Genomic DNA, 26,130 nt, shown 5'->3' with positions numbered 1-26,130 from the left:
GCGGTCACGGAACCGACGCCGCGACGACGGACGCCTCAACGTCCACCACCGATGGACCCCCCCCGGGCCCGACCGAGCCGGCCGCCCTAGAAGAGCGCGGCCTCGAGCATCAACTGGCGATCGTCGCGACCGACGCGCCCGGCGACGATGCCGGTGCGACGGCCATCGGTCAGCTGCGAGAGCCCGACGTCCCCGTTCTCCGCCCAGATCAGCTCTGCGGTCGGCGGAGTCGTGGGTGCGGCGGTCGCAGCGCCGAGGCTGCTGCCCGCGACCGACGATGCCGCGCTGCCGATCTGCGAACGGTTTCCCGTCGCGGCGTGCCCGAGCTTGCCACCGAGCGCGACGGTGAGCGGATCCGCCGGCTCTTCGCGGTACAGGAAGAACGCCACCTCGATGCCGTCGGTGAACGTCTCCTTCAGCCACGGCCGACCGCGTCCGTCGACCACCCGAGCCCGTTCGATGCGCTCGAAGCCCCGGGGCAGGAGAATCGGCGTCGTCGGACGGAAGTCGAACAGCGCGTCGAGATTGCTGTGCGGCGTGATGATCTCTTCCGCGTTCCCCGGTACGTGGGGCACCAGGGTGCGCGGCGGTCCGAGTGCGATCGACTCGTAGACGCCTTCGTCGGTCACCTCTCCGTTCGCCGTCCGCTCCCACTGCAGGATCAGGCCGGACTGGTAGTCGACCGCGATCACCCAGCCGATGATCGGCTCGGTGCGGCGCGGATCGTCGCGGCGTTCCAACTGCACGACGAAGCAGTCGCGCCCCGCCACCTGGTGGTTCTGAACGAACTGCAGCACGACGTAGTTCTCGAGCAGCAGGCCTGCGTCGTGGATCCGGAAGTCGCGGTAGCGGTGCATGAAGCCCTCGCGCGCGTTCTGCCGCAGCATGAACGCCGTCGGATCCGCCAGCGGCGAGCTGATGACTTCCGTGCACTCGAGCGAGAAATCGCCGGTGTGCGCGACCTGCACGAGCTCGCGGAACTCGGTGACGCTCACGCGATCGTTCAAGAGGTCGCGTGTGGAGCGGATGCGGCGCAATCCGGTGTGCGCCACCACGTCCGGCAGGCCGGCGACCGATGTCAGCGCGTCCTGCGCCGCGGCCAGGTGTTGGGGCGCGATCTGGGTTCCACCGGGCGAGCACGCCGTGGTCGCCAGCGCCACGAGGCAGCCGAGTCCGAGGTCGCGGATCGCACGACGCCAGGTCGCGCGCCCACGCGTGCCAGGAACTCCCGCCGGCTCAGCGCCTGTGAGGGTGCGCGCACTGCGGTCAGGACCGCTGCCGCCGTGACCCGAGATCCGGTCGCTGTTGGAGGCGCTCATCGCCCTCCTCCATCGGTCGTCCTGGACTCGTCGCTGAGCGTGCCGTTCCCGTCGAGGACTCCGAGTCCCTCCGCGAGGCCGCGCGCCATCGGGTGGAACTCGTCGATCGATGCCACCTGACGCCCCTGGAGGCGGAACGCGGGTCGTTCGATCGGCTCGGTGCCGTCGCCATCGATGACGACCCACGCGATCGAACCGGTCGCGAGCAGCAGGACGGCCGCCGCGATCGCGCGACGCCAGGGGCCCGTCAGGACCACGCCGGGGCTCGCGTTCGAACGGCGGGCATCCTCGGCGGCCAAACGCGCCACGAGATCGAGGTCGCGCGGAGCACCCGGCTTGGGCAGCGAGCCCACGAAGCGCTTGGCGACCGCCTTGTCGTCGCGAATCTCCTCGTCGACGAGGCGTTCGAGCACGTGGGGCGCGCGCTGGCGCTCGAGTCCACGCAGAGCGCTCGCGACCGAAAGCTCGGTGTTCAGTTCCAGCTGGACCCGCTCACGCAGTTCGTCCGGCGCCGCGATCGGCGCGAGCCACGACTCGAGGCGCGCGGCGCGGCGCTCGAGTTCGGCGTCGTCCGACCGCAGGGTGGCGGCGACGCGGTCGCGCAACTCGGCGGGAGCGTGGTGGCGATCGAGGTGCGCGACGATCGAGCGCACGCGCTCGGCCTCGCCGGCTTCGTCGCTCGACAGCATCGAGCGCACGCGGTCGCTCAGTTCCGACGGAACGTGACGACGCTCGAGTCCCTGTGCGAGCAGGGCTTCGAGACGCGCGAGCCGCTGGGGCTCGAGCGGGCGCTCGTCGGGGTCGTTGTGATCGAGAGAGGGCATGGAACGTGTGGGAGGGGGCCGCGAAGGCTCTCGGACGGCGAGGTCCTAGAGGGCCGCAGCCGGCAAGGCGACTCCATGGCGCACGCCAGCGGCGCGACCGATCTTCCGGAGTCGGAGGTGTTCGTTGGTGGGCGCACTCGCCAACGGCTGGGCGCACTCGAGGTCGAGGGGCGTCATCCGAGGTAGTGCTTGTCGAGGAGCGGCGTGAGTTCCCGGTCGAGCGCGCGGTGGGCTCGGGCGAGACGCGACTTCACGGTGCCGAGCGAGATCTTCAGGGTCTCCGCGATCTCGTCGTAGGAGAGGCTCTCCACGTAGCGCAGCACCGTGATGGCGCGCAGCTTCGGGCTCAGGCGCGAGATGGCTCGCTGGATCTCGCCTTCGAGCTCGCGACGGGAAGCGCTGTGCATCGGCATCTCGATCGAGTCGTCGGACACGTCGAACTTGACCGACTCGGAGGATTCGTCCTCGCGGGCCGAGTCGAGGGACGTCACACGCCGCGCGCGACTGCGGCGACGGAGGTCGATCGATGCGTTGACGGCGATGCGGTACACCCACGAGGAGAAACGACTTTGGAAGCGGAAGTCGCCAACCTTTCGGCAGACCGTTCCGAAGGTCTCCTGGGATGCGTCGAGCGCGTCCGTCGAATTGCCCGTGATCCGGTAGCAGACGTTGTAGACCCGGTCCGAGAACCGGCCGTAGAGCTCCGAGAACGGACCGTCGAGCCCGTCGGGCGTGCCGGCGGCGAGCGCCACCTGGCAGGCTTCGACCAGGGCACGGTCGGGGTCGATGGAGGGTTCGGTCGGCATGTCGAAGGGACGCAGGAGGCGCCAGCAGGCACATAGGACGGTGCCGATTCGCCGTGGGTTCCGAGCAGAATAGGGGCTTCCTCCAGGTTGGGAGGAGTCCACAAGCGGCCCGCCGGGCGCCACTTACACCTCCACCCCACCGGATTTGTGGCCCGGGTGGAAAGGGTTTCCACCCGAGCGAGGCCGTTCGAGCTCTCTTCGGGCTCCGAGCGGTGGGCGACCGACCTCGCGCGTGCCCGGTCCGAGCTGGACCGTCCGTGACCGATCGAATCTTCTAGCCGGAGCCTCTCCATCGCCCTCGGTGCAGGGCCTTCGCTTCCGTGCCCAGGGACCCGTCGCCGGTGGACCTGTCCGGGCACATGGGTAACAGCCGCGCACCGCGGCCGTCGACCCCGGTGCGGTCGCAACACCTGTGTTCCGTCAGCCGCCGATCAAGGCCAACCGGTCCGCAAACTCCTTGGACGCGCCAACGGCGCCAGCCGTTGGGCCAGCAGCAATGAACACCAAGGAGCTGGCGCACGCCTTGGCGCTTCCGCAGCGCCGACGTTCCGTCAGCCGCCGATCAGCGCCAAGGGGTCCGCCAGCTCTTTGGTGTTCCCCGCCTCGAACGGACAATTCGGACTGCAGTACGCGTCCGCGGGTTCACAACTCGAACTGTCGATCAAGAGCTCGACGATACCGTTCGAGTAGCCGACCTCGGTGGTCGACTGGAGGCAGATCTGGCCGATGGTGAAGGCCACCGGCACTTCGTCCGACACGACGATCGGGCGGATGGAGAGGCTCGGGCCGGAACCGTTCTGGGACCAGTAGTTGCGCGGCGCCACGACCGAGGTCGTGGACTTCTCGACCGCGGCGAACACGCCGGCCACCTGCTCGATGTTCGTGGCAGCGGCGGTCTTCGGAGCCGTTCCGGGCTGGGTGCTCAGCGTCGCGAAGAAGGCGAACGGTCCGATGTTCTCGAAGAGTGAAGCAGGAACCTTGATCTCGAGTTTGACGATCAGCGAGTTGGTCACCGCACCAGGGATGAACGCGACGGTCGCGAACTGCTGGTAGACCTGCGGGATCAGTTCGACCTGACCCGCCGTGTTCTTGAAGCCCAGCCGCAGATCGAAGCCGTGCCAGTCGACGATCGCGTACGGCAGGTAGGTGAGCGTGACGAGGTGGAAGGTGTCGTCCGCGACGAACGCGTACTGACCGAGGTGCGTGTCGTCCGACTCCGGCAGCGAGTACTGGTCGCGCGGGTCGGACAGGCGGGCGATCTCCTCGGCGTCGCCGCAGCCGTCCTGGTCGGTGTCGGCGCTGGCGAGGTTCGTGCCCATGATCAGCTCGAACACGTCGACGACGCCGTCGTGGTCGGAGTCGAGCGTCGGGTCCATCGCGGTGGCGCTCACCTCGTCGGCCGCGGCCACGGACCAGGTCCAGGAGGCGGCGGCCGCCGTCACCAATCCGCTCACCACGAGCGACGCCACGCCGAGCGCCCGTCGGGCCGCTCCAGGAGTGGGACGTGCGACCCAGGAGCGGGTCTGTCGTGTTGCGGTCGGGTGGGTGGTCATGGTGCGGGACTGAAAGCCAGCCTCGTGAGTGTAAGCCATACGCCAGCTGGCCGTGTGGGTAACGGACGGGGAATGCTTGCTGGCGTGGGGGCGGCTGAGCAGACTGGGCGGCTTCCGCGCGCCCGTAGCTCAGCTGGATAGAGCGCTTGCCTCCGGAGCAAGAGGTCACAGGTTCGAATCCTGTCGGGCGTACCACTCCACCGCCCCCGTCGGCGCCGTGTCGAGTGCCTCCAAGTCTCGCGCGGAACGAAACTTCCGTCTGTGCGGGCAGGCGACGCGAGACGGGTGGACCGCCGTTCGATCGACTCGTTGCCCCGGGGTCGAACTGGCCCGACCGAGGGCCCGCCGCGACGACCCGCTGGGGCGGTACGGCCCCGGCCCACGTGCCGTGCGGGCCCCTGGGGAACGGTCCTCGTCCGCCGGTGATGGTCCTGAGCGACCCTCGGACCTGGGACTCGACGTGGCCGATCGTGCCCGGCGGGGTCGCAGGACGCCGAGCCGACCACCGGCGAGCGGGACCGGGGCCGCGGGAGGCCGCTCACCACCTGCGAAGCCTGGCCCCGGGAACGGAGATCGGCTCGGGGCGTGGCTGCCCGTCCGTCCCACCAACCCGCCCGAAACGGACTCGGCCCGACCGCAGGAGCGATCGGGCCGAGTTCGTTCGGGCTGTCCGAGCGAGGCGCGAGTCGGGCGCGCGGACGCTCCGGACTCAGTCCATGTGCGCCATGACGCGCTCGTCGCCCATCTGGAGCTTGAGCGCCGCCTGGCTGGCCGTCTGCTTCTTGCCGAAGCGCTCGAACATCTTCTCGAGGCGGGCATAGACGCGCAGCACGCCCTTGGTGCCGAGGCGGATCGTGAAGTCCACCGGCGCCCAGTAGCGCGGGCCGGAGAGACCTTGGGCCTTGGCGTACAGCTTGGCCTGCTCGGCGACCATGTACTCGCTGAACAGCATGTACATCACCAGGTACGGCTTGGCCATCCAGTGGATCTTGATGAGCCGCGGAACGGCCGGCATCATCCATTTGAAGCGCGTGACGATCGGGAAGAGCTTGTGGAGGTTCTCGATCTCGCGCTTGTGCTCGAACTCGATCGACGACGAACGGTTGAACTTCTCGGGGAAGTCGTCGTAGCCGGCGACCGCGTACCCCATGTCCTTCGTCATGTCGGCGATGTCGAACTCGGGGTACGGCTGCATGATCGAGACGAGCGGGTGGTCCGCGCCGCACTCGATGTTGAGCCGCAGGGTGTCGAGCTCGTCCTCCATCGTTCCACCGGGACCGCCGAGCATGTTCAGCGTGCCGAGACGGATGCCGTGCTCCTTGACCCAGCGGGCCGAGTTCGTGAGCTGCTCACGCGTCGTGTTCTTGCGGAACACCGCGTTGCGCACGTAGTCCGAGGCGGCCTCGATGGCGATGCGCGCGTACACGCAGCCCGCCTTCTTCAGCATCTCGATGTGCTTCTCGGTGGTCATGTTCGCCATCAGGATGACGTCGAACGGCAGACCGACCTCTTTCGGGTACTTCTCGCAGAACTCCTCGAGCCAGTCGTTCCGCAGGTTGAAGATGTCGTCCAGGAAGTGGACGAACTTCAGCGGGTACTCGGCCTGGACCTGCTTGATCTCGGCGATCACGTGGTCCACGGAGCGCTTGCGCGTGTACTCCTTGTTCTTCGCGTCGTAGACCTTCTTCTTCCACGCGTGGTGGAAGCAGAACGAGCAGTTCATCGGGCAGCCACGCTGCGTGACGAACACCTTGCGGTCCGAGTTGCGGTAGATCGCGCCCGCGTCGTAGATGATCGAGCGGTCGGGGTGTCCGAGGTCGTCGAGGTTCTGCACCAGCGGGCGCTGGCAGTTGCGCGTGACCTCGCCGGTCTCGCGGTCCTTGAACCAGAAGTTGAGCGTCTCGCGGAAGTCCTCGCCAGCCTGCATCTTGTCGAGCAGTTCGACGATCGCGCCCTCGCCCTCACCGCGACAGACGGAATCGAAGTCGCCCTGCTCGAGGTACTCGGGCGAGAAGGTCGGGTGCGGACCGCCGGCCATCGTGTGCACGTCCGGCAGGATCTCCTTCACCTTGCGGTTGACATCCGCGAAGTACAGGTGCATGCCCGTGGTCACCGAGAAGCACACCACGTCGGGGGCGTACTCCTTCAGCTTCTCGATCCACTGCTTGTCGGGGATGAAGAGTGCCTTGGCGTCGTGCCCGCCGTCCTTGATGGCGCGGGAGAGCCACATCATCCCCAGCATCTCCTGGGGCAGGTACTCGTTGATGAAGAGGACTTTCATGTGCTTGCTCGCTCCCCGCGCGGTGCGGTCGCAGGCCGAAACCGATCGGCGGGCGTCCGCAGGGCGCGGGTGGGGTGGGTGCCGTCTCCGGACGGATCCGCGCTCCCCGGGCGGGGAGCGAGCGGACCCGGGGCCGTGCACCGGGTGGTGTCCATCCGACGGCCATCGACCGCGGACGGTTCGGTGAAGTATAGAAGCCTCGCGGAACCTGGCCCGGCAATTGGCGTGGGAGTCCGCCCCGGCGGCGGCGCGGTCGCGAGCGACGACCCGGACGCGATCAGCGGCCCGCGGCTTCGGTGAGGACCTGTTCCACCCGTGCGAAGGTCTCCTCGCGGGAGAATCGCCCCGAGTCGGCCCGGGCGCGTGCGGCGAACTGCTCGCGCAACTCCTTGTCGGCGAGCAGCTTGCCGATCGCATCGGCCAGTGCCACGTGGTCCTTCGGCGGCACGCAGAACCCGTGGACGCCGTCCTCGACCACTTCCGGGTTGCCGCACACGCCGGTGCAGACCGTCGCGGTGCCGAGCGCGGCCACCTCGATCAGCGTGTGGGACAGGCCCTCGTACTCGGAGTTGAGCACGAAGACGTCCGCCGCCCGGATGTACGCGGGGATCTGCGCGTGGGGCACGTTGCCGAGGAAGCGCGCCCGATCTCCGAGGCCGAGCTCCCCCGCGAGCCGCTTCCACTCCTCCTCCATGTCGCCGTCGCCCGCGATCAGCAGCACGGCGTCGTCGGGCAGCTCACGCATCGCCCGCAGGATCCCGTCCACGCCCTTCCACACCATCAGTCGACAGATCGTCAGCACGTAGCGCTTCGACGGGTCGAGGCCGAGCTGTTCGCAGGCGAGCTCGCGCGTGGCGGGGGCCTCGTCGGGCGGTTGGCCGTGGTAGGCGTTGAAGATCTTCACGACCTTGTCGCCGGGCAGGCCGTAGCGCTGCACGCAGATCTGCCGCAGGAACTCCGAGCACGAGATCAGCCGCGTGCACCAGTTCCACCAGCGCTTCTGCAGGAAGCGCGTGAGCTTGACCTTGAAGCCGTAGGTCTTGGTCTCGAACACGACGATGTTGTCGCCGTCGATCCACCCCTTGCGGTGCGAGATCTCCCAGGCGCCGTCCACCATGATCCGGATGACGCAGGGCACACCGCGCAGCTTGGCGGCCAGCACGTGCAGCAGCGCCAGGTGCTCCTGGACGTAGACCACGTCCATGCCCTTGGCCCGCTTCCAAACCTCGACGAACGCCTTCAGGTAGCGCACCGCCAGCCGCCCGCGCGAGATCGCGTGGATCGTGAACGGGTAGCCCTTCGGTTCGGGGTCCGAGCAGAAGGCGACCACCTCGACGTGGTGCCCGCGCTCGACCATGAAGCGGCCGAAGCTGGGCACGTAGACCGAGGGCCCGCCGAGGTCGGGCGGGAAGACGGGGGAGGTGATGAGGACGCGCATGGGGGAGGAGGCTGGCTCCACAGACTACCGCCCACTCGGTCCCGAGCACGCGCTGCACGCCTCTACTCCAGCAACCGCCCGAGCAACACGGAGACGTCGTTGCTCGAGCGATTGGCCACGACCGCGTCGAGCATGCCGTCGCCGTCCACGTCCGCCAGCGTCACGGTCGACGGATCCCAGCCCGCCGAGAAGCGCTCCTCGGGAGCGAAGGCCCCGCCGCCGAGGCCGCGACGGACGCACAGCGCATTCGCCGACTGCGTCGCGTACACGAGGTCGATCCGTGCGTCGCCGTCGACGTCACCGACTGCCAGATGGAACGGTGTGGCGATGCTCGGGACGATCTGAACGGGTGCGAACGAGCCGCTGCCGTCCCCGGCGAGCACGGTGTTGCCGAACGCGGCCCCGGCCGCCACGACGAGATCCAGGTGGCCGTCACCAGTTGCATCGGCGGCGGCGATCGACTGGGGGAAGCTCGCGAGGACTCGGGTCTGGATCGGACCGAAGTTCCCGCCGGCGCCGCCCAGCATCCACTGGACGCTCGGATCGATGATGCACGCGACGGCGAGGTCGTCGATCCCGTCCGCGTCGAGGTCGCCGAGGACGAGATCCACGGGGGCGCGATTCGTCGGACGCGTGGCAACGGTCGTGAAGCCACCGCTGCCGTTGCCCCGCATGAACGCGAGCTCGTCGTCGAACAAGTGAGCGACGATCAGGTCGAGCACACCGTTCCCGTCGAGATCCGTGATCAGGACCGACCGCGGACCGTCGCCAGCGGGAATCACGATGGGCGCGAGGAAAGTCCCGTCGCCGACGCCGAGGTGGATGGACAACGCATCGCCGTAGAAACAGGCCACGACCAGGTCCGGCCGTCCGTCCGCGTTCACGTCGCCGATCGCCACGTCGATGGGTCCGGCCGCGACCGGGATGGTCCCCCCGTGAACGAAGTCTCCACCCCCCGAACCGAGGAGGATCGTGACGTCGTCCGAGCCCCGATTCGCGATCGCGATGTCGGGCAGACCGTCGCGATCGAAGTCGGCGAGCGCGGTACCGACAGGATCGTTGCCGACGTCGTGGGACCGCGTGCCGTCGAGTCCACCGGCCGCGTCGTTCAGGAGGACGGAGACGTCGTTCGTCCCAGCGTTGGCGACCACCGCGTCCAAGCGGCCGTCGCCGTCGAGATCGGCAATCACGTGGTCGCTCGGCAGGAGTCCGATCGACGAGGACGTACCGACCGCGAAGGTGCCCGTTCCGGATCCGGTCAGGACGTACAGTTCGGGCGGGAAGGCGCCACCGACCACGAGGTCGAGCGTGCCGTCACCACCCACGTCGACGGCGTCGATCAGGCGCGGGATCTCGATCGCTGCCACCGACACGGGGGGGCCGAACGCGCCGCTGCCCGTCCCGAGCTGGACCGACACGGTGTCGGTGTCGTCGTTGGTCGTCGCCACGTCGACGTTCCCGTCACCGTCGAAGTCGCCGATGGCGAGGCCGATGGGCCCGGCGCCGCTCGGATAGCTCGTCTCGGCGCCGAACGTTCCGTTCCCGACACCCAGCCGGACCGAAATCGTGCTCGTGATGTAGTTGGCGGCGAGAAGGTCCACGACGCCATCGCCGTCCACGTCGGCCGCTCGGACGTTCTGGGGGCCGAGAGCGAATGCGGCGCTCGGACCGCTGACGAAGGTGCCGTCACCGACGCCGGTCGCGACCATCACGCTGTCGTTGCTGACCGTGAAGATCGCGAGATCGAGGATCGCGTCGCCGTCGAAGTCCTCGACCTCGAGCGCGACGGGGAGCGAATCCGTCGGCAGGAGCTGCTTCTGCACGAACGTACCGTTGCCCGCTCCGAGCAGGATCATGGTCGAATTCCACAGCGAGAGCGTCACGGCGATGTCGAGCGCACCGTCCGCATCCAGGTCGGCGAGCTCGATCGCATAGGGACGCCCGACGGAAAGGAAGATGGTCGAACCGGTCGCGAACCGTCCATCGCCGACACCGAGTTGGATCGTCAAAGTGTTCGAACTGGCGTCCGCCGTCACCACGTCGAGGATCCCGTCGCTGTCGACGTCCCCGATCGCGACACCGGTCGGTTCGCTGCCGACCACGTTCCGTGCGCCAACGAACAGATCGCGGTCCACGGCTGCCCCGACGCCGACGTGCAGACCGGCGCTGAAGGCCAGGAAGCCAGCTGCGTTCGCGTCCGCGACGAGCACCTGCGTGAAGAACTCGACGCCGCACAGACTCGGCGCGAGCGCCCGTTGACCGAGGAACCCGCGCGCGACACCGGCGCCGTCCACCGCGCGCACTTCGAACGCGAAGAAGGGCGGGAGCAGGTGCTGGGTCGCGCCGTAGGTCGGCAGGGGGATCGGCGACCCGGTCGCGCTCGCCGCGAACACCGCCACCGAGTTCGGCAGCGCGTTCGTCACCTTCAATCCGAACGGGTTGCCGACGATCGGCGAGCCGTTGTAGGCCAGCACCGGCACGCCGTGGGTGCCGGGCGAGCCGCCGCCGAGGTTCTCGACGAAGGCCTGGTCGTTGCAGACCTGGCCGAACGCCGTCGATGAGAGGGCCAGGAGGGCGAGGCCAAGTCGAGGTGCGAGCTTCATTCGTGGGGGGTCCGGGGCGAAGGGCCCCACAGAGGCTACGGCACCCGAGGGATCGACGCGGAGTCGACCGTCATGGCGCCCTCGGGACTCTCGAGCGCCGAGGCTCTCGCTCTCGTCCTCATCGGCCACGACGACTGCGAATCGCGCGCCAGCCCTGCAGGGCATTGGCACGGCGCGTCGATCAGAACGCGACAGGCGCCGCTCCGATCGGCATCCTCTTCCGCCTTCGAACCTCCCGCTCCCACGTGCCCACCCTCTCCACCGAGCGCCTCACCCGCGCCACGAGCCTCCTGCGCCTCGCCGAGTCGAAGGTCCGCATCCTGCGTTCGATCGCGTGGTCGCCGGAGGTCAAGGAGCGCTTCTTCGCGGACGGCGCACGCGAACTGCCGCGCGTCAGCTACCCGAGCTTCGACGCCGCGCCGGTCCACGCCCAGCTCGCGGAGGCGCGCGCGCTGATCGACTTCGAGCCGGTGATCGACGCCTGGCTCGGACGCACCGCCGACGCGATCGCCACCTCCGCGGACCTGCTCGCCTCGGTGGAGAAGCCGGCCTTCCTCGAGTACGGCGCGCGCCTCTACGGCCTGCCGACGACGCCGCACGCGGGCGGCAGTCCGATCGAGCTGGCGCGCACGTTCGACCGCGTCTTCGCCGAAGTGTCGCACGTGGATCTGGGCGCGCCACCGGCCGCGTGCCACCTCGCCGACGCCGTGGCGGTGCGCATGCGCGAGGCCTGCGACACGCTCTTCGGCACGGACGCCCCCGAGGTGCTCGTCGTCGACCACCTTTCCGCGAACGCTCTTGCCGGTCCGCGTCGCGTCCAGATCCGCCGCGACGCCTGCTTCACCGACCGCGACGTGGAACAGCTCGTCCAGCACGAGGCCTACGTCCACGTCTGCACGTCGCTCAACGGCGGTCACCAGGACGCCGTTCCGATCCTCGGTGCGTCGCACGCGGGCACGACGCGGACCCAGGAAGGTCTCGCCGTCTTCGCCGAGTTCATCACGGGCACGCTCGATCCCGACCGCACGCGCCGCCTCGCCGACCGCGTGCTCGCGATCCAGATGGCGATCGAGGGCGCCGACTTCCTCCAGGTCTACCGCTACTACCGCGAACGCGCGGCGAGCGAGAGCCAAGCCTTCGAGAGCACCCGGCGCGTCTTCCGCGGCGGCGTCCTCACCGGCGGCGCGCCCTTCACCAAGGACTCGGTCTACCTCGACGGGTTCCTGCGCGTGTCCGACTTCCTGCGCTCCGTGGTCTCGCTCGGGCGCACCGACGGCCTGCAGCTGCTCTTCTGCGGCAAGCTCGACGTCGACGACATCCCGGCCCTCGCGCGGCTCGCCGAGCTCGGGCTGTGTCGCCCGCCGCTGTACCTGCCGCCGTGGGCGAGCGACCACCGCTACCTGGTCACGTTCCTGGCGTACACGAGCTTCCTGAGTTCGCTGCCGCCGAGCGACCACCACGCGAGCGACACCGCGATGCTGGCCCACGTGCCCGTTCTGCGGGGTTTCGGTCGGAACGAGCGCGGACCGCGCGCCGCGGCCGACGACGGCTCCGATCCGGACTGAAGCGACGTCGGCGGAGCGAGCTCAGCGCCGCTTGCGGCCCGCGCGACCGCTCGCGCGCGCGCCGCTGCGTTCGTCGGGCGGCACGGTGACCAGCGGCAGCGCCCCGGCCGACGACGTGTAGTAGTCGAGCGCCCAGGCGTCGCGGAACAGGATCGCTGGGCGTCCGGCGGTGTCCTTGCACAGCTTCGCGCTGCCGCCGATGTGCGCGGCCTGCACGTCCTCGGCCGGCGCGTCGACCCACCGCAGCACCGACCACATGCTGGGCTCGGTGCGCGAGCTGGCGCCGTACTCGGACTGCAGCCGGTGCTGCACGACCTCGAGCTGCAGCGGACCGACGGCGCCGAGCAGCGTTCCGCGCCGTTCCTCGCCCTCGACCTCGAAGGCCTGCACGACGCCCTCTTGGAGCAGCTGCTGCAGACCCTTCGAGAAGCGCTTCGCCTCGCCGGTGTTGTCGCCCCAGATCCAGACGAACGTCTCCGGCGCGAAGGCCGCGATGACGTCGAACGACAGGCCCGGATCCTCGGCCAGCGTGTCGCCGATGCGGAAGCCGTCGCGACCGACGAGACCGATCACGTCGCCCGGATAGGCGCGGTCCACGGTCTCGCGATCCTGGCCGAAGACGCGGTGCGAACTCGAGAGTCGCACGCGCTCGCCGGTGGCCGTGTGCGTGACCGCCATGTCGCGCTCGAAGACGCCGCTGCACACGCGCACGAACGCCATCCGGTCGCGGTGCTTGGGATCCATGTTCGCCTGGATCTTGAACACGAAGCCGGAGAAGCCGGGCTCTTCGGGCGACACGAGCCGTTCGCCGGCGCGGCGCGGACCCGGGCAGGGCGCCAGATCGACGAACGCGTCCAGCAACAGCTGCACGCCGAAGTTGCGCGCCGCGCTGCCGAAGAACACCGGCGTCAGCTCGCCCGCCAGAACCGCCGCCTGGTCGAAGCCTTCGCCTGCGCCGTCGAGCAGGTCGAGCTGTTCGACCGTCGGCCCCAGCACGTCGGGATCGATGTCGGCCAGCGCTGCCGAGTCGTTGAGGTCGGAAACGGCGACCGGCGCGCGGTAGGAGCCACCGGGGACGCGCTCGAACTTGTGCAGTTGGCGCGCGCGGCGGTCGAACACGCCGCGGAACGTCTGGCCCGAACCGATCGGCAGGTTGACCGCGTACGACCCGATCCCGAGCACCTCCTCCAACTCGTCCAGCAGCTCGAGCGTGTCGCGCGCGGGCCGGTCGAGCTTGTTCATGAACGTGAAGATCGGCACGCCGCGCATCCGGCAGACCTCGAACAGCTTGCGCGTCTGGCTCTCGATGCCCTTGCCCGCGTCGACGACCATCACGGCCGCGTCGACCGCGGTCAGCACGCGGTAGGTGTCCTCGCTGAAGTCCTTGTGCCCGGGCGTGTCGAGCAGGTTCAGCTGGTGGTCGCGGTACTCGAACTGCAGCACCGTCGACGCGACCGAGATCCCGCGCTGGCGCTCGAGTTCCATCCAGTCCGAGGCGGTCGTGCGCTGGTCCTTGCGCGCCGTCACCGAACCCGCCAGTTCGAGCGCGCCCCCGTACAGGAGCAGCTTCTCCGTCAGGGTCGTCTTGCCCGCGTCCGGGTGGGAAATGATGGCGAACGTGCGCCGGCGTGCGATCTCGGGGTGCATGGGGGCCGGCGTCGGCGGGGGGGCTGGGCCGACGCGCGGGCCGAGCACACTAGCGGCCGCGCGACCCGCTGGCGCCCCCCGTGGCCGAGTTTCGCGGCGAACGGGGATCGACCGAACCGGTCCAGGACCCAGCGCTCGGCCCGGACCGGTCAGTTGCGCAGGACGATCAGCTGCAGCGTGTGTCCGCCGCCTTCGCGGGCGCGCCACAGCACCACGTCGCCGCCGCCGTCACCGTCCAGGTCGCTGACGACGATGGCCGGTTCCTCGTCGCCCTCGAAGACGGTGGGAACGCTCGAGACGGGCTCGCGACCCTTGTGCGACTCGCGCAGCGCCGCGCCCGGTGAGTAGGTCCAGGTGTCGAGGTCGCCGACGTCGATCACCTTCGTCTCGCCGTCGCCCATGCGATCGAGGTCGTCGAGCACCAGGTCCTGGAACCCCCGCTGGACGTCGCCGTCGCGGAACGCGCGCAACACGTCGTCCTCGAGCGGCGGCGCGCAGGCGGCGAAGAAATCGAGCTGCCCCGGCCGCACGTCGACGACGTCCAGCGCGGGGGCGTCCGCCGCGCCCGGTGCGAGGCGGATGCGGCGCGCGGGGACCGACTGCTGGCGTTCGACCTCGTCCTCGACCTCTTCGACCTGCTCGATCAACGACAGGAGCCGCGGGATCTTCAACGACACCGTGTTGCGCCGCGTCGGCTTGCGGCTGAACGCTCCGCCCTCGTTGCGGTAGGTGAAGAGCTCGAAGTCGAGCGTGCCCGGCAGGATCAGCCAACGCAGCACGCGACCGAGCGAGACCTTGTCGCCGCGCAGCATCTGGAGGTCGGAGACGCCGTCGCCGTCCGTGTCGCGAACCAGCACGTCGAGCAGATTGCCCGAGATCCGCAGCACCTGGTCGGGATCGCCGTCGACCCCGCGCACCGAACCGCCGAGATAGACCTTCACCGTGCCCGCCATCTGCAGGACGAGGTCGCGCGGCGCCACGCCGTCGAGCTCGGCCAGGGTGTATTCGACGCCCGGCTCGATGTTCGCGAGCAGGTTGTCGAAGTCGATGTCGCCGCGCTCGGGAAGTTCGCGGCGCAGCTTCTCGAGGTCCAGCGACCAGGTGGGCGCCGCTGGCAGTTCGGGCCGCGCGAGGTAGAAGTCGACCCGATCCGCCGTGCGCGCGACCAGGTCCTCGAGTCCGTCGCCGTCCACGTCCTCGATGCCGAACCACGGCACGCGCACCGTCTGGCCGAAGCTGGAGTCGAGCGACGTCGGATCGCCGACCTCGTAGCGCACGTTCACGTCGAACGCGATGCGGATCGCGTCGGCGTAGGTCCCGTCCTCGCCGCGCAGGTGGATGCGATACTCGCCGGCCCCGGGCAGCACGAGATCGACGCGCCCGTCCACGTTCACGTCGCGCGCGAAGCCCATGCGCGTCAGTCCGTGGGGCAGGTAGCACTGGCTCTCGAGCACCACGCGGCTCTCGGCGACGCCGTCCGCGCCCGCGGGGTGGACGGAGACGACGCCGTCGCCGCCGAGCACGACCAGTTCGATCGCGCCGTCGCCGTCGAGATCCGCGAGGCACCAGGCCAGGTGGTCGCCGGGCCAACGGAACAGCTCCGCGCCGTCCGCCGTGCCCCGCTCGGGTCCGAACGTGCCGTCCGCGTCCTGGATGCGGACGCGCACGCCAGCGGGACCGACGAGCACGACGTCGCGCCGCCCGTCCCCGTCGAGGTCGCGCAGCGCGACGCGAGTGGCGTCGTCCTCGAGTTCGATCACGGTCGAGCCGTGGGTCGCGGCCTTCGGCGGATCCGCCGTCGCGGCAGCCGCCGGCGCCCCCTGGACACAGGTCGGAGCCAGCAGCGCGAGCGCACAGAAGAGAGTCACCATCAGCGCGTCCTCCGCGACATGAACAGGGTCAATGCGTCGTCGCTGCGGCTGGCGATGTCGGCCAGGCCGTCGCCGTTGAGATCGAGCACGTCGAGCTGCCGCACGTCGCCGCGCGTGTCGAAACGCTTCCAGGGATCGCGCTCGAGTTCCCAGGTGTCGCCGCTGAAGAAGCCGCTGTCGAACACGAGCCGGCGGATCGCGATGCGCCCGGAGAGGTCGATCTCGACCAGATCCGGGCGTCCGTCGCCGCTGCAGTCGAGTTCGAAGCGGCGGAACTTGATGACCTCGGCGACGCCGTTCTCGTCGAACGTCTGCGTCTGCTTGAGCGCCGGTTTGCGCGCCACCACGCGGTCGCGCGCCTTCTCGCCGAAGTAGACGAGATAGGTCAGCGAGAACTCGAGCCCCGTCACCGCGTCCATGAGCGTCGGCAGGTTGAACTTGCGCATCGACAGGTCGGGGCGACCGTCGGCGTTCGCGTCCACCACGTCGATCCGCAGCGACGCCGTCTCGAAGCGCATCACCTGGTTCGGCTTCTCGGGCAGCAATCGGCGGCCGTCGTTGATCAGGAGCAGGACGCGCACGTCCGAGTCCGCGAACCCGTCGGCCTCGCGCTCGATCGTGGCCAGCACGTCCGGGTCGCCGTCGCCGTCGAGGTCCACGAGTCGTAGGCGCGGCGACTGCTCCTCCTCGGAACCGCTCAGGTAGTCGGGAAAGGCCTCGACGCGATCGGGTTGCGCGGTGAAACGCCCGGCGCGCGACAGGTGGACCTGGAGGCCGCCTTCGGTCAGGAGCACCAGATCCGCCGCCCCGTCGCCGTTCACGTCGGCGAGCGCCGGCGCCGCATAGCCCTTCGTGTCGGACAACAGGCTTCCGCCGCCCTCGAACTCGGGGAGCAACGGGCCGCGCGCGCCACCGAGCAGCACGAACGCGACGCCCTCCTCGTCCGCGCCGGCCGAACCGCGGCGGTCGCGCGTCGCCGCACCGCCGGCCGCTTCCGGGACCTCGAAAGCCGCGAAGCGCGCAATGCGTTCGTAGGCCGCCCCGTCCTCGTCGTCGCCGGTCGCGGCGCGCGGACCGTAGACCGCGAACCCCTCGCGCTCGGGCAACAGCAGACGATCACCGCCGGGCGCTTCGAGCACGTACGGCCAGAAGGGCAGCGCGCGCGGGCTCGGCACGTCGAGCAGGAGCGGCGCGTCCACGAGCCGTTCGATGTTGCCGCGATAGCCGCGCTTCGTGAGCGAGTACGACCACGCGCCGGTGCGCGTCACCAGGATCAGCTCGCGTCCGGCCTCGGCGCGCACGTCCGCGAATCCGTACGCGATGACGTCCTCGAGGATGTCGACCTCGTGCAGCGGTTCGGCTCGATAGCCGCGTCCGTCCTGCACGTGGACGCGCAGCTGGCGGCGCCCGTCGTCACGCAGGCGCACCGTCACGAGCTCGCGCCCCGCGGCGGGATCGAGCTCGACGAACTCCACGCCCAACAGCTCGCCCTCGAAGGTCATCGAGGCGTCCACGTAGGTGGCGTCGGCCGCCGGCGGGTGGTTCGACGGTGCGGCGCCGAGGCCCGCGAGTACGGCGAAGAGGTTCGCGATCATTCGCTCAGCTCCCCGACGCCGGACGAGGTGCGGAACCAGCGCAATACGCGCCACTCGCGCTCTTCTCCGTCGCGCGTGAAGCGCAGCAGACTGATGACGTACAGGTCGAGCAGGACGAAGCTCGTCGTCCGCGCGTCCGGATCGTGGTCGTAGTGCGCGAGGATCGGCAGACCGAAGCCGGTCGTGATCCGCGGCGCGTCGTAGAGGTCGACCTTCGACACCGAACGTTCGCCACCACCGGCGCTCCACGTCACGCGCAGCGTCGCGCCGGGCTCGAGCGCGAGCATCCGCCGGATCAGGCCGCGCGCCGAGAGCACGGGTTCGCCGTCCACCTCGTGCACCACGGCTCCGACGGGGACGCCGCCGGCCGGGAACGGTCCACCGACGTCGCTGGCCACCAGTCGTGCACCGTCCGGCGCCGTCCACCAGCGCGCGCGCGAACGCACCGGATCGACGCGCGCGACCACGCGGACCTCGCCGGCGCTCCCGGCCGCGACGGCGCGCAGAGTGACCGGGACCTCGAAGATCGTGTCGTCGCGGCGCACCTCGAGCTGTACGACCTGACCGCCCGCGCCCGCTCGTTCGAGCACCTCGAGCGACTCCGGCGCGAAGAGCTCCGCACCGTCCCAGCTCAGGACGATGTCGCCCGGGCGCAGTCCGCCCACGTCGGCCGGAGAGCTCGGGTCGACGCGATCCACCCGCACGCCCGGATCGAACGAGAGATCGTCGAGACGCCCGCTGTCGTTCTCGCTCGTTCGCAGTCCCAGGTAGGCGCCGGCGACCTGGGCGTCCGCGCGCTCCCACTCGGCGGCCTCGGGCGGCGGGTCGGGGATCGGCACCGCGACCGACCGGCAACTGGCCAGGAGAACGACGGCCAGGAGTGCGAGCGAGGATCGAAGGGTCGTCATGGGGGAGTCGGGTCGCCGCGCGCAGGGACGCGCGCGGTTCGAGGTCGTCGAGCTTCGAGGAGAGGACCGTCCGAAGGCGTCGCCGCGCCGCATCGTAGCGGCCACCGGCCGATCGCCGCGGTCCGGCTCGCGGGCGGTACTACGCGCGCAGCGCCTCGCGGTCTCCCGAATCGTGGTGGACTTCGCTGCACCGACGCTCGGACGTCGAACGCGTCGCTACAGCCGCCGCCGCGTCGCGATCCAGACCGCGAGTCCGAGCGCCACCAAGGCCTGGGGCCAGGGCAGGATCGCCGCCATCCGCACGCTCTCGGTGGCGAGCCCGGCGTCCGAGTAGCCCAGCGCCACCTGCACCGTCTCGCCCAGGGCCGACGCGTCGAAGATCGACGGCACCCAGGTGGCGAAGACCAGCGGCGCGTGCTCGCCGAGCAACTCCTTGAACAGGTCGTAGCCGAGGAACCCGGTCGCCGCCAGAGCGACCGCCGCCACGGCCGATCGACTGAGGACGGAGACGAGCAGACCCGTGCAGCACAGGGCGACGAGCGCGGGCAGCGTGATCAGGATCGAGCGCTGCAGCTCGGCGCGCAATTCGTCCGACGTCACCAGCGTGTACCCGTCCACGACGAGGTCGCCGAAGGGGTACGACGCGCCGACGCTGAGCCAGGCCGAGACACCGGTGAGCGCGACCACCGCAGCTACGTAGATCGGCGCGAGCAGGGCCCGACCCGTGACGAGCGCACTGCGCGACACCGAGCGCGTAACGGCCAGGCGTGCGATCTGGGCGTCGCGGTCGCCGGCCAGTCCACGCGCGAAGTGGATCAACAGGGCCAGCGCACCCAGGACGAGGCCGAAACGCCAGCTCTCCACGAGCGGCGCCCAACCGGTGCCACCGAGGTCGTCGCCGCCGTCGCCGGACTGTGCGATCCGCAGCCGCGCGGGAGCCTCGGCGATGCGCCAGGCGACGACGCGCACCGTCGGCACGAGCGCGACGAGCAGCGCCAAGATCCAGGTCGAGCGGGCGCGGACGTCGCGGTACCACTCGCTGCGCGCGACGAGCAGGGTGCCTCTCACGACGTGGCCTCGAAGTTCGTGGCCGCCGCGGCGTGCGCGTCAACCAGGCCCTCGAAGACCGTCTGCAGGCTCTCTTCCTCGCGTTCGAGTGCGAACAGTTCGCAGCCCTCTTCGACCAGCGCGCGGGCGAGACGCGGCGCACCGTCGGGCGCGAGCCGCAGTCGCAGCTCGTCGGTGCGCGCGCTGTCGAGCAGTTCGACGCCGTCGGTGCGCGCAGCGATCTCGCGCGCGCGTTCGAGTGGCGTGGCGCGCACGCGGTGCCGACCGGTCGCGCGGCCGAGCACTTCGTCGAGCGGCCCGTCCACGCGCAGTTCGCCGCCGAGCAGCACGCCGACGTGGGTCACGACCTCCTGCATCTCGTGCAGGCGGTGGCTCGACAGGAGCAGCGTCACGCCCTCGTCGCGCAGGCCGCGCATGAGCGCCAGGACCTGCCGTACGCCGAGGGTGTCGAGGCCCGAAAGGGGTTCGTCGAGAACCAGGAGTTCGGGCCGCGCGAGCAGCGCACCCGCGATGGCGAGGCGCTTGCGTTGCCCGAGCGAGAGGCTCGAGGCGCGCGCGTCGGCCAGAGCGGTCAGTCCCACCTGGCCCAGCAGCTCGTCCTCGTCGCGCAGGTCGCGCTTCCCGTTCAGGCGCGCCAGATAGCGCAGGTTCTGCCGGACGGTCAGGTCGCGCACCGCGATCGACGTGTCGAACACGACCGCCAGCCGTCCACCGAGCCGGTGCAGACGCCGCGGCGACTCACCCAGCACCGAGACCGTGCCCGAGGTCGGTCGCAGCAGCCCGAGCGCGCACGACAGCGTCGTCGTCTTGCCGGACCCGTTCGGCCCGACGAGCCCGTAGACCGCACCTTCTTCGACGCCGAGCGACACGCCGTGCACCACTTCGTGGCGGCCGTAGCGCTTGCGCAGGGACTGGATCTCGAGGGCGGGCATGGGGCGCGGGAGCCTAGCACGCTGTGATCGGTACGGTGTCCGGCACGAGCCCGCGACCGAGCAAGATCATTGCGGTGCTATTGCCCTACGAGCTGATTCGGAAGTACGACGATCGAGTCCGCACCACCCCCACTCTCGACGTTGACGAGGTCCGGCAGCAGATCACCGTCGAAGTCGATAGCGAGTGACACCATGCTCGCGAGGCCCGATCTGAACCTGCCGACGCTCTCGAAAGTACCGTCACCGACACCCTTCCAGAAGTTGCCGCCGACGACGTAGTCGATCCGTCCATCGCCATCGAAGTCCGTCAGGACAGGCCCCTCGATGCTCGAAACAGGTGACGCAACAGGAGCCTGGAACGATCCGTCGCCATTGCCGCGGCAGAAGACGACAGCTTCGGTGGGCCCATAGACACAGCCCACAAGATCGACGAACCCGTCGGCGTCGAGGTCTAGTGGCGCTACGAAGTTCGCGAACGAGGCCGGCGCAGCCTCGATGGCCGGCCCGAAGGAACCGCTTCCATTGCCGAACAAGACCGCAAACTCCATCTCGTTCCCCGTGACGACATCGAGGTGTCCATCGCGGTCGAAGTCGGCCAGCGCGATATCGGCAGGCTTGTTGCCGTTGAACAACGTGCTCGCGATCGAGAAACCACGAGCGCTCGCGAAGGAACCATCCCCCAGGCCCATCAGCACCGAGACATCCCTCGAGGACCTGTTCGCCGTCACGAGATCCTGATAGCCATCGCCGTCCAGGTCACCAGACGCTAGCACTGTGGGCTCGAAGCCGAGCCCCCACTCGTTCACGACGCTGAAGGTGGACGGCATGTCGAAGCCTCCTGCGCCGTCGCCCAGGAATACAGCGACCTCGTCGTTGAACGGCAGAGTGGCGACCAGGTCGATGTGCTGATCAGAATTCACGTCGGTTACGATCGGATCCTTTATGCGCGTTGGCACGCTCAGCACACCGATCTCGGCAAACGATCCATGGCCGTCCAAGACAAGCAGACGCGTCTCGGTCGCCCCCGCTTGGACGATCATGTCAGTGAGTCCATCCCCGGTCCGATCGACCCCGTACGCGATCAAGCCACTGTATTCGCCATCGCTGACGACTCGCCTATCGACGCCGAACGACCCATCGCCGTTACCGGGAAGGACTTCGAGGTACGAATCTCGAAGGACCAACGCGTCGAGGACTCCATCCGCGTCAACCGACACGATGGACAGGTGGGAGCCTGACGACTTCTCGGTGACGAGCGGCGCCTGGAACGTCCCATCGCCGTTCCCTTTCAAGAAGATCGCGAGGTCCCTGTCCGCGTCGCTGACCCCTCCCTTGCTCGGGCGCCCGCTGAGATCGAGAATTCCATCACCATCGACGTCGAGAACGTCGAGTGAATAGAACTTCGTTCCATCCGCTATGACGACTACAGGGTCGAAGGCTCCGCCTCCTCGCCCGAAACGGAGCTTTAGTCCAGTCTTCGAGACAGCCTCTGTTGGATCGAAGTAGACGAGGTCCAAGAAGCCGTCCTGGTTCAAGTCCACGAGCTCGAACGCATTACTGAAGGCACTGCTTCCAATGACAATGAGAGGCGCGCCTACGATCGCACCCCCGACCCGGAAAAGGACGGTCAGTTCTACGTCTGGATGGCTCGAGTTGAAGATCGCGTCGATGTGTCCGTCGGAGTCGATGTCCTCGAGAGCCACGAAACTGGGGGTGCTGGTGAGGCCCCAATCGATGACCTGTGTGAAACCGCCTGTTCCGTCGCCGAGCAGCACCGCCGCTGTCAACGTGTTGCCGCGACCTGTGACCGCATCGATCTTTCCATCACCGTTGACGTCGGCCAGCGCGATGTTCGTGGCGGCGGAGATGTTGGGTTCGCGCATCGGAGCGGCGAACGTCCCGTCGCCGAGGCCGCGCAGCACCGAGACTCCGAGGAAGCCGGACGCTGTGATCGCATCGAGGTTTCCATCGAGGTCGAGATCGCCGATGGTGAGCTGCTGAACGGCAGCTCCGCAGTCGTAGTCGACTGGCGCGTCGAAACGCCCGTTCGGTCGCCCTAGGCTGACAGCGACCACGTTCGGGCTCTCGCAGGTCGCGATGACGTCGACATGCCCATCACCATCGAGATCTGCGACCTCCATGCGGATCACCTCGCGATCGAACGGGCTCGCGAATCCGGGGAAGAGCTCGGTCGCATCGTCGTTCCCAGCTCCGATGCCGATGCGCACACCATTGGTGAAGGCGAGCGATCCGGTCGCTCCCGTGTCGACGACGACGGCCTGCGAGAAGAACGATGCGCCCGCGAGTGCCGGATCGAGAGGGCTCTGTCCAACGAGCGGCGCTGTTCTTCCAGCAGCGCCCGAGGTGCTGGTTGCGAGCACGAACAGAGGCAGGAAGACGTGGAGCGTCGCGTCGAACTCAGGAAGCGGGAATGGTGCCCCGTCGACTCCAGCGCCAAGCAGGACGAGCGAGCCAGGCACCGTGTTCGCGACGCTGAGTTCGAAGGGGTTGCCGGGAATCGGCGAGCCTATCAGCACCAACTCGGGCAACCCGCGCATGCCTTCCGATCCGCCGCCGAGCCCATCAATGAACGCCGTGAGGGACTGCGCCGTCGCCGTCGAGGCGCCAGCGACAAGGGCGAACAGTGCAAGGCAAGGAGAGTGATTCATGGTGGACGGGGTGGTGCTAGCGGAGCCTGAGGCTCGTGATCCGCTCGGGCTTCGGCAGAGTACCAGCGTTCACGATGGACTGCTGACGGCCTTGAACCAGATGCCGCGTCGCTCACCCTGGCATCGATCGCCTGGCTAGTCCTGGATCGGTTCGACCTCGACGACGGTCGGTCCGCGCGCGTCGATGGCGACGAAGGCCGTTTCCGCGCCCGACGAATGCAGCTCGTAGGTACCGGGCTCGAGCGCCACGAAGCGGAACGTTCCGTCGGCGCCGACTGTGGCTCGAAGCCCGTCGAACACATGTGCTGACCGCAGCTCGACGGATGGTGATGCGCCGTTCGCGGCCGCGCTCGTGTCGATGTCGACCCGACCCGTCAGCACGAAGCCCGCGAGCAGGACGTCGCGCACCAGGTCAGAGTTCAGGTCGATCGTGTCGTGAGCGCTCTGGTACCCGCGGCCCGGTGATCGATCCAAGACGTCGTCGAACCGCGTCGCTCGAACGGGCGCTCCATCTTCCACGAAGCGCAGCGCGTACACGTCGCGCTCGAACCACCGGTCGATCGCACCGTCCACCACCTCCACATCGAACACACGTCCGCGACCACCCCGCGCGGCGAGCTGCACGGCGTTCGCGGGCAAGCCGTCGGCGGCGCTGACCAACGACCCGTCCGGCGCCAGCACGCGGCCCGTCCAACGCGCGAGGTCGCCGCCGGGTCCGAACGAGACCTCGCGCACGGAGCCGGGCTGCAGATCGACGGTGCGCCGGGGCGACACATCGGCGATCGGGTGGCCCTCGACGCGCACCTCGAAGCGCCCGGCGGGAAGGACGCCGCCGCCGTCGTAGGACCCGTCCGGTGCGCACGACGCGACGACCGCACCCTGCCGACCGGTGATCCACACGCGCGCGCCATGGGCCGCGGCTCCGCTTGAGTCGCGCACCCAGCCGTGGAGGCGCGTGTCACCGAGTCTGAACTCGAGCCGTGCGCCGCGCACGCGCGAGTTGACCCAGGTCGTGCGCAGCGGCGGCCCCGGACCCACGTGCACGCCGAGCAGCAGCACGCCCCGGGGCAGATCCTCGAAACGCGCGACGCCGTTCTCGAGCGGCGCCTCGATCGTCAGCGCCGGGTCGAACGGCGTCGCCAGATCGTTGCCCTCGAGGCGTTGGAGGGCGACCCACCCGTCGGCCGGCCGGGAGTCCGCCGCGCGAGCGCCCAGGCGAACGACGACTTCGAGCTCTCCGGCCGGCAGGGCATCCACGTCGATGTCCGATGCGGCCTCGACCGCAGGCTCGTGCTCGAGGGCCGCGCGCCGGTCGCGGGCGGCGTCGGCAACCGCGTCGCGCCGATGGCCTTCCAGCTCGTCCGCCGCGCCCCGAAGTGGCAGCGTGCCGTCGAGCGAGACGACGGGCTCGAGGTCAGCGCCCTGCGGATCGGAGTCCGCGTCCCAGAGCACGAGCAAGGCACACAGTCCGACCACGAGAACGCCGCACGCTGCGAGCGCCGTGATGGAGGATCGCGAGCGTTGAGTCATGGTTCGAGAACGAACGTTGCGGCGATCGGTGCGGTGCCTGAGCTTCGACCGACCGATCGCCGTTCCGAGCTCAACGCTGGTTGATCAGCACCGACACGTCGTCCGAGTTCCGATTCGCCGTCACCAGGTCGAGCGCCCCGTCCCCGTCCAGGTCACCGAGCGCCACCGAGGTGGGTCCGTTACCCGCGCCGAAGGCCGCGGCGGCGCCGAAGGTCCCGTCCCCCGCGCCCAGCAGCACCGACACGTCGTCCGAGTTCCGATTCGCCGTCACCAGGTCCAGCGCCCCGTCCCCGTCCAGGTCACCGATCGCCACCGACTCGGGACCGTTGCCCGCACCGAAGGCCGCGGCGGTACCGAAGGTCCCGTCCCCCGCGCCCAGCAGCACCGACACGTCGTCCGAGTTGAAGTTCGCCGTCACCAGGTCGAGCGCGCCATCCCCGTCCAGGTCACCGATCGCCACCGAGAAGGGCTGGATCCCCGCGCCGAAGGCCGCGGCGGCGCCGAAGGTCCCGTCCCCCGCGCCCAGCAGCACCGACACGTCGCCCGACAACCCGTTCGCCGTCACCAGGTCGACCGCGCCGTCCCCGTCCAGGTCCCCGATCGCCACCGACTCGGGACCACTCCCCGCACCGAAGGCCGTGGCGGTACCGAAGGTCCCGTCCCCCGCGCCCAGCAGCACCGACACGTCGTCCGAGTTACCGTTCGCCGTGACCAGGTCGAGCGCCCCGTCCCCGTCCAGGTCCCCGATCGCCACCGAGTTGGGACCACTCCCCGCACTGAAGGCCGCGGCGGCGCCAAAGGTCCCGTCCCCCGCGCCCAGCAGCACCGACACGTCGTCCGAGAACCCGTTCGACGTCACCAGGTCGAGCGCCCCGTCCCCGTCCAGGTCGCGAATCGCCACCGCTTGAGGGAAGGTGCCGACCCCGAAGGACTGGGCCGTGCCGAAGGTCCCGTCCCCCGCGCCCAGCAGCACCGACACGTCGTTCGAGTTGCTGTTGGCCGTCACCAGGTCCACGGCACCGTTCCCGTCAAGGTCGCCGATCGCCACCGAAACGGGGCGGCTCCCCACGCCGAAGGTGGTGGCGGCGCCGAAGGTCCGGTCGGCTGCGCCCAGCATCACCGACACGTCGTGCGAGCCGTTGTTCGCCGCCACCAGATCGAGGGCACCGTCCCCGTTCAGGTCGGCGGTCGTCACCGATCTGGGACTGACCCCCACCGGAAGGCTCAGCCCGAGGAACAACGGCTCCGGTGTGGGACCGCCACCACCGCTTCCACCACCGCTTCCACCACCGCTTCCACCACCCGAGCAACCGCTGAGCGCGAGGGAACCGAGCACGACGGGAAGGAGAACGAAGGCCGCAAGAGACTTGAGCGACATGGTGTGCAGAGTTGGTCCGGGTAACGAGCCATGAACCGAGGCATGCCAGGGCCCGAGATGGCGTCTCGCTGGCAACGGAGAGGCCGGACGGTACCCGATTTCCCGGCCGACCCAATCCGCTCGCGATCTGCGGGTTCGGCCCG

The 26,130-nt window shown here is 69.4% G+C and carries 17 protein-coding genes and 1 tRNA gene; 2 read left to right on the top strand and 16 right to left on the bottom strand.

The window, feature by feature from the left end:
* Window positions 1-86: 86 nt before the first annotated feature.
* The 4 genes from Pla163_RS00525 to Pla163_RS18535 form a co-directional block, all read right to left on the bottom strand.
* On the bottom strand, window positions 87-1,319 hold the full coding sequence (locus tag Pla163_RS00525) for a hypothetical protein (protein WP_145181943.1): 1,233 nt from the start codon (window positions 1,317-1,319) through the stop codon (window positions 87-89).
* Window positions 1,316-2,143 (bottom strand): hypothetical protein, encoded by an 828-nt coding sequence (locus Pla163_RS00520; RefSeq protein ID WP_145181940.1) that lies wholly within the window; start codon window positions 2,141-2,143, stop codon window positions 1,316-1,318. Before Pla163_RS00520 ends, Pla163_RS00525 begins: the two co-directional genes overlap by 4 nt.
* 173 nt (window positions 2,144-2,316) lie before the next feature.
* On the bottom strand, window positions 2,317-2,949 hold the full coding sequence (locus Pla163_RS00515; RefSeq protein ID WP_145181937.1) for an RNA polymerase sigma factor: 633 nt from the start codon (window positions 2,947-2,949) through the stop codon (window positions 2,317-2,319).
* Between the two features lie 551 nt (window positions 2,950-3,500).
* Window positions 3,501-4,502 (bottom strand): hypothetical protein, encoded by a 1,002-nt coding sequence (locus Pla163_RS18535; protein WP_419186157.1) that lies wholly within the window; start codon window positions 4,500-4,502, stop codon window positions 3,501-3,503.
* A gap of 118 nt (window positions 4,503-4,620) precedes the next feature.
* Here Pla163_RS18535 and Pla163_RS00505 point away from each other — a divergent pair.
* Window positions 4,621-4,697, top strand: a tRNA-Arg gene (locus Pla163_RS00505).
* A 514-nt stretch (window positions 4,698-5,211) separates the two neighbouring features.
* Here the strand turns inward: Pla163_RS00505 and Pla163_RS00500 are convergent.
* The 3 genes from Pla163_RS00500 to Pla163_RS00490 all read right to left on the bottom strand — a co-directional run bounded on the left by Pla163_RS00500 (window position 5,212) and on the right by Pla163_RS00490 (window position 10,824).
* The gene (locus Pla163_RS00500; RefSeq protein ID WP_419186156.1) at window positions 5,212-6,783 is read right to left on the bottom strand and encodes a B12-binding domain-containing radical SAM protein; all 1,572 of its coding nucleotides are present in this window, start codon (window positions 6,781-6,783) and stop codon (window positions 5,212-5,214) included.
* 277 nt (window positions 6,784-7,060) lie between these two features.
* Window positions 7,061-8,221, bottom strand: coding sequence for a glycosyltransferase family 4 protein (locus Pla163_RS00495; protein WP_145181930.1), 1,161 nt, complete (start codon window positions 8,219-8,221; stop codon window positions 7,061-7,063).
* Window positions 8,222-8,283: 62 nt separating this feature from the next.
* Entirely contained in the window at window positions 8,284-10,824 is a 2,541-nt protein-coding gene (locus Pla163_RS00490) for an FG-GAP repeat domain-containing protein (RefSeq protein WP_145181927.1), read from the bottom strand.
* A gap of 245 nt (window positions 10,825-11,069) precedes the next feature.
* Here Pla163_RS00490 and Pla163_RS00485 point away from each other — a divergent pair, with 245 nt between their 5' ends.
* Entirely contained in the window at window positions 11,070-12,389 is a 1,320-nt protein-coding gene (locus Pla163_RS00485; protein ID WP_419186155.1) for a peptidase MATCAP family protein, read from the top strand.
* Between the two features lie 21 nt (window positions 12,390-12,410).
* Here Pla163_RS00485 and Pla163_RS00480 read toward each other — a convergent pair whose 3' ends face one another.
* The 9 genes from Pla163_RS00480 to Pla163_RS00440 all read right to left on the bottom strand — a co-directional run bounded on the left by Pla163_RS00480 (window position 12,411) and on the right by Pla163_RS00440 (window position 25,804).
* Window positions 12,411-14,036, bottom strand: a complete 1,626-nt coding sequence (locus Pla163_RS00480) for a peptide chain release factor 3 (RefSeq protein WP_145181921.1) — start codon at window positions 14,034-14,036, stop codon at window positions 12,411-12,413.
* 149 nt (window positions 14,037-14,185) lie between these two features.
* Complete coding sequence (locus Pla163_RS00475) at window positions 14,186-15,907, bottom strand: FG-GAP repeat domain-containing protein (protein ID WP_145181919.1); 1,722 nt, start codon at window positions 15,905-15,907, stop codon at window positions 14,186-14,188.
* Window positions 15,907-17,502, bottom strand: coding sequence for an FG-GAP repeat domain-containing protein (locus Pla163_RS00470; RefSeq protein WP_145181916.1), 1,596 nt, complete (start codon window positions 17,500-17,502; stop codon window positions 15,907-15,909). The genes Pla163_RS00475 and Pla163_RS00470 overlap by 1 nt, the downstream gene beginning before the upstream one ends.
* Complete coding sequence (locus Pla163_RS00465; protein WP_419186154.1) at window positions 17,499-18,410, bottom strand: PDZ domain-containing protein; 912 nt, start codon at window positions 18,408-18,410, stop codon at window positions 17,499-17,501. The genes Pla163_RS00470 and Pla163_RS00465 overlap by 4 nt, the downstream gene beginning before the upstream one ends.
* A gap of 216 nt (window positions 18,411-18,626) precedes the next feature.
* A complete protein-coding gene (locus Pla163_RS00460; RefSeq protein ID WP_145181910.1) occupies window positions 18,627-19,478 on the bottom strand; it encodes a hypothetical protein in 852 nt (283 codons plus the stop codon).
* Window positions 19,475-20,410, bottom strand: a complete 936-nt coding sequence (locus Pla163_RS00455; protein WP_145181908.1) for an ABC transporter ATP-binding protein — start codon at window positions 20,408-20,410, stop codon at window positions 19,475-19,477. Before Pla163_RS00455 ends, Pla163_RS00460 begins: the two co-directional genes overlap by 4 nt.
* A 77-nt stretch (window positions 20,411-20,487) precedes the next feature.
* Window positions 20,488-23,079, bottom strand: a complete 2,592-nt coding sequence (locus Pla163_RS00450; protein ID WP_145181905.1) for an FG-GAP repeat domain-containing protein — start codon at window positions 23,077-23,079, stop codon at window positions 20,488-20,490.
* 135 nt (window positions 23,080-23,214) lie between these two features.
* Entirely contained in the window at window positions 23,215-24,609 is a 1,395-nt protein-coding gene (locus Pla163_RS00445) for a carboxypeptidase-like regulatory domain-containing protein (RefSeq protein ID WP_145181902.1), read from the bottom strand.
* A 70-nt stretch (window positions 24,610-24,679) separates the two neighbouring features.
* On the bottom strand, window positions 24,680-25,804 hold the full coding sequence (locus Pla163_RS00440; protein WP_419186153.1) for an FG-GAP repeat domain-containing protein: 1,125 nt from the start codon (window positions 25,802-25,804) through the stop codon (window positions 24,680-24,682).
* Between the last annotated feature and the right edge of the window lie 326 nt (window positions 25,805-26,130).

It is taken from the genome of Rohdeia mirabilis (assembly GCA_007750655.1).
GTDB lineage: Bacteria > Planctomycetota > UBA1135 > UBA1135.
Note: the sequence above shows the minus strand (reverse complement) of the source record. Positions and strands in the feature narration are given on the sequence as shown.

Coding starts and splice junctions, on each gene's coding strand:
- Pla163_RS18535 (WP_419186157.1), bottom strand. CDS start 4,502: ATGACCACCCACCCGACCGCAACACGACAGACCCGCTCCTGGGTCGCA.
- Pla163_RS00500 (WP_419186156.1), bottom strand. CDS start 6,783: ATGAAAGTCCTCTTCATCAACGAGTACCTGCCCCAGGAGATGCTGGGG.
- Pla163_RS00475 (WP_145181919.1), bottom strand. CDS start 15,907: ATGGTGACTCTCTTCTGTGCGCTCGCGCTGCTGGCTCCGACCTGTGTC.
- Pla163_RS00515 (WP_145181937.1), bottom strand. CDS start 2,949: ATGCCGACCGAACCCTCCATCGACCCCGACCGTGCCCTGGTCGAAGCC.
- Pla163_RS00525 (WP_145181943.1), bottom strand. CDS start 1,319: ATGAGCGCCTCCAACAGCGACCGGATCTCGGGTCACGGCGGCAGCGGT.
- Pla163_RS00495 (WP_145181930.1), bottom strand. CDS start 8,221: ATGCGCGTCCTCATCACCTCCCCCGTCTTCCCGCCCGACCTCGGCGGG.
- Pla163_RS00455 (WP_145181908.1), bottom strand. CDS start 20,410: ATGCCCGCCCTCGAGATCCAGTCCCTGCGCAAGCGCTACGGCCGCCAC.
- Pla163_RS00470 (WP_145181916.1), bottom strand. CDS start 17,502: ATGATCGCGAACCTCTTCGCCGTACTCGCGGGCCTCGGCGCCGCACCG.
- Pla163_RS00445 (WP_145181902.1), bottom strand. CDS start 24,609: ATGACTCAACGCTCGCGATCCTCCATCACGGCGCTCGCAGCGTGCGGC.
- Pla163_RS00450 (WP_145181905.1), bottom strand. CDS start 23,079: ATGAATCACTCTCCTTGCCTTGCACTGTTCGCCCTTGTCGCTGGCGCC.
- Pla163_RS00465 (WP_419186154.1), bottom strand. CDS start 18,410: ATGACGACCCTTCGATCCTCGCTCGCACTCCTGGCCGTCGTTCTCCTG.
- Pla163_RS00520 (WP_145181940.1), bottom strand. CDS start 2,143: ATGCCCTCTCTCGATCACAACGACCCCGACGAGCGCCCGCTCGAGCCC.
- Pla163_RS00480 (WP_145181921.1), bottom strand. CDS start 14,036: ATGCACCCCGAGATCGCACGCCGGCGCACGTTCGCCATCATTTCCCAC.
- Pla163_RS00490 (WP_145181927.1), bottom strand. CDS start 10,824: ATGAAGCTCGCACCTCGACTTGGCCTCGCCCTCCTGGCCCTCTCATCG.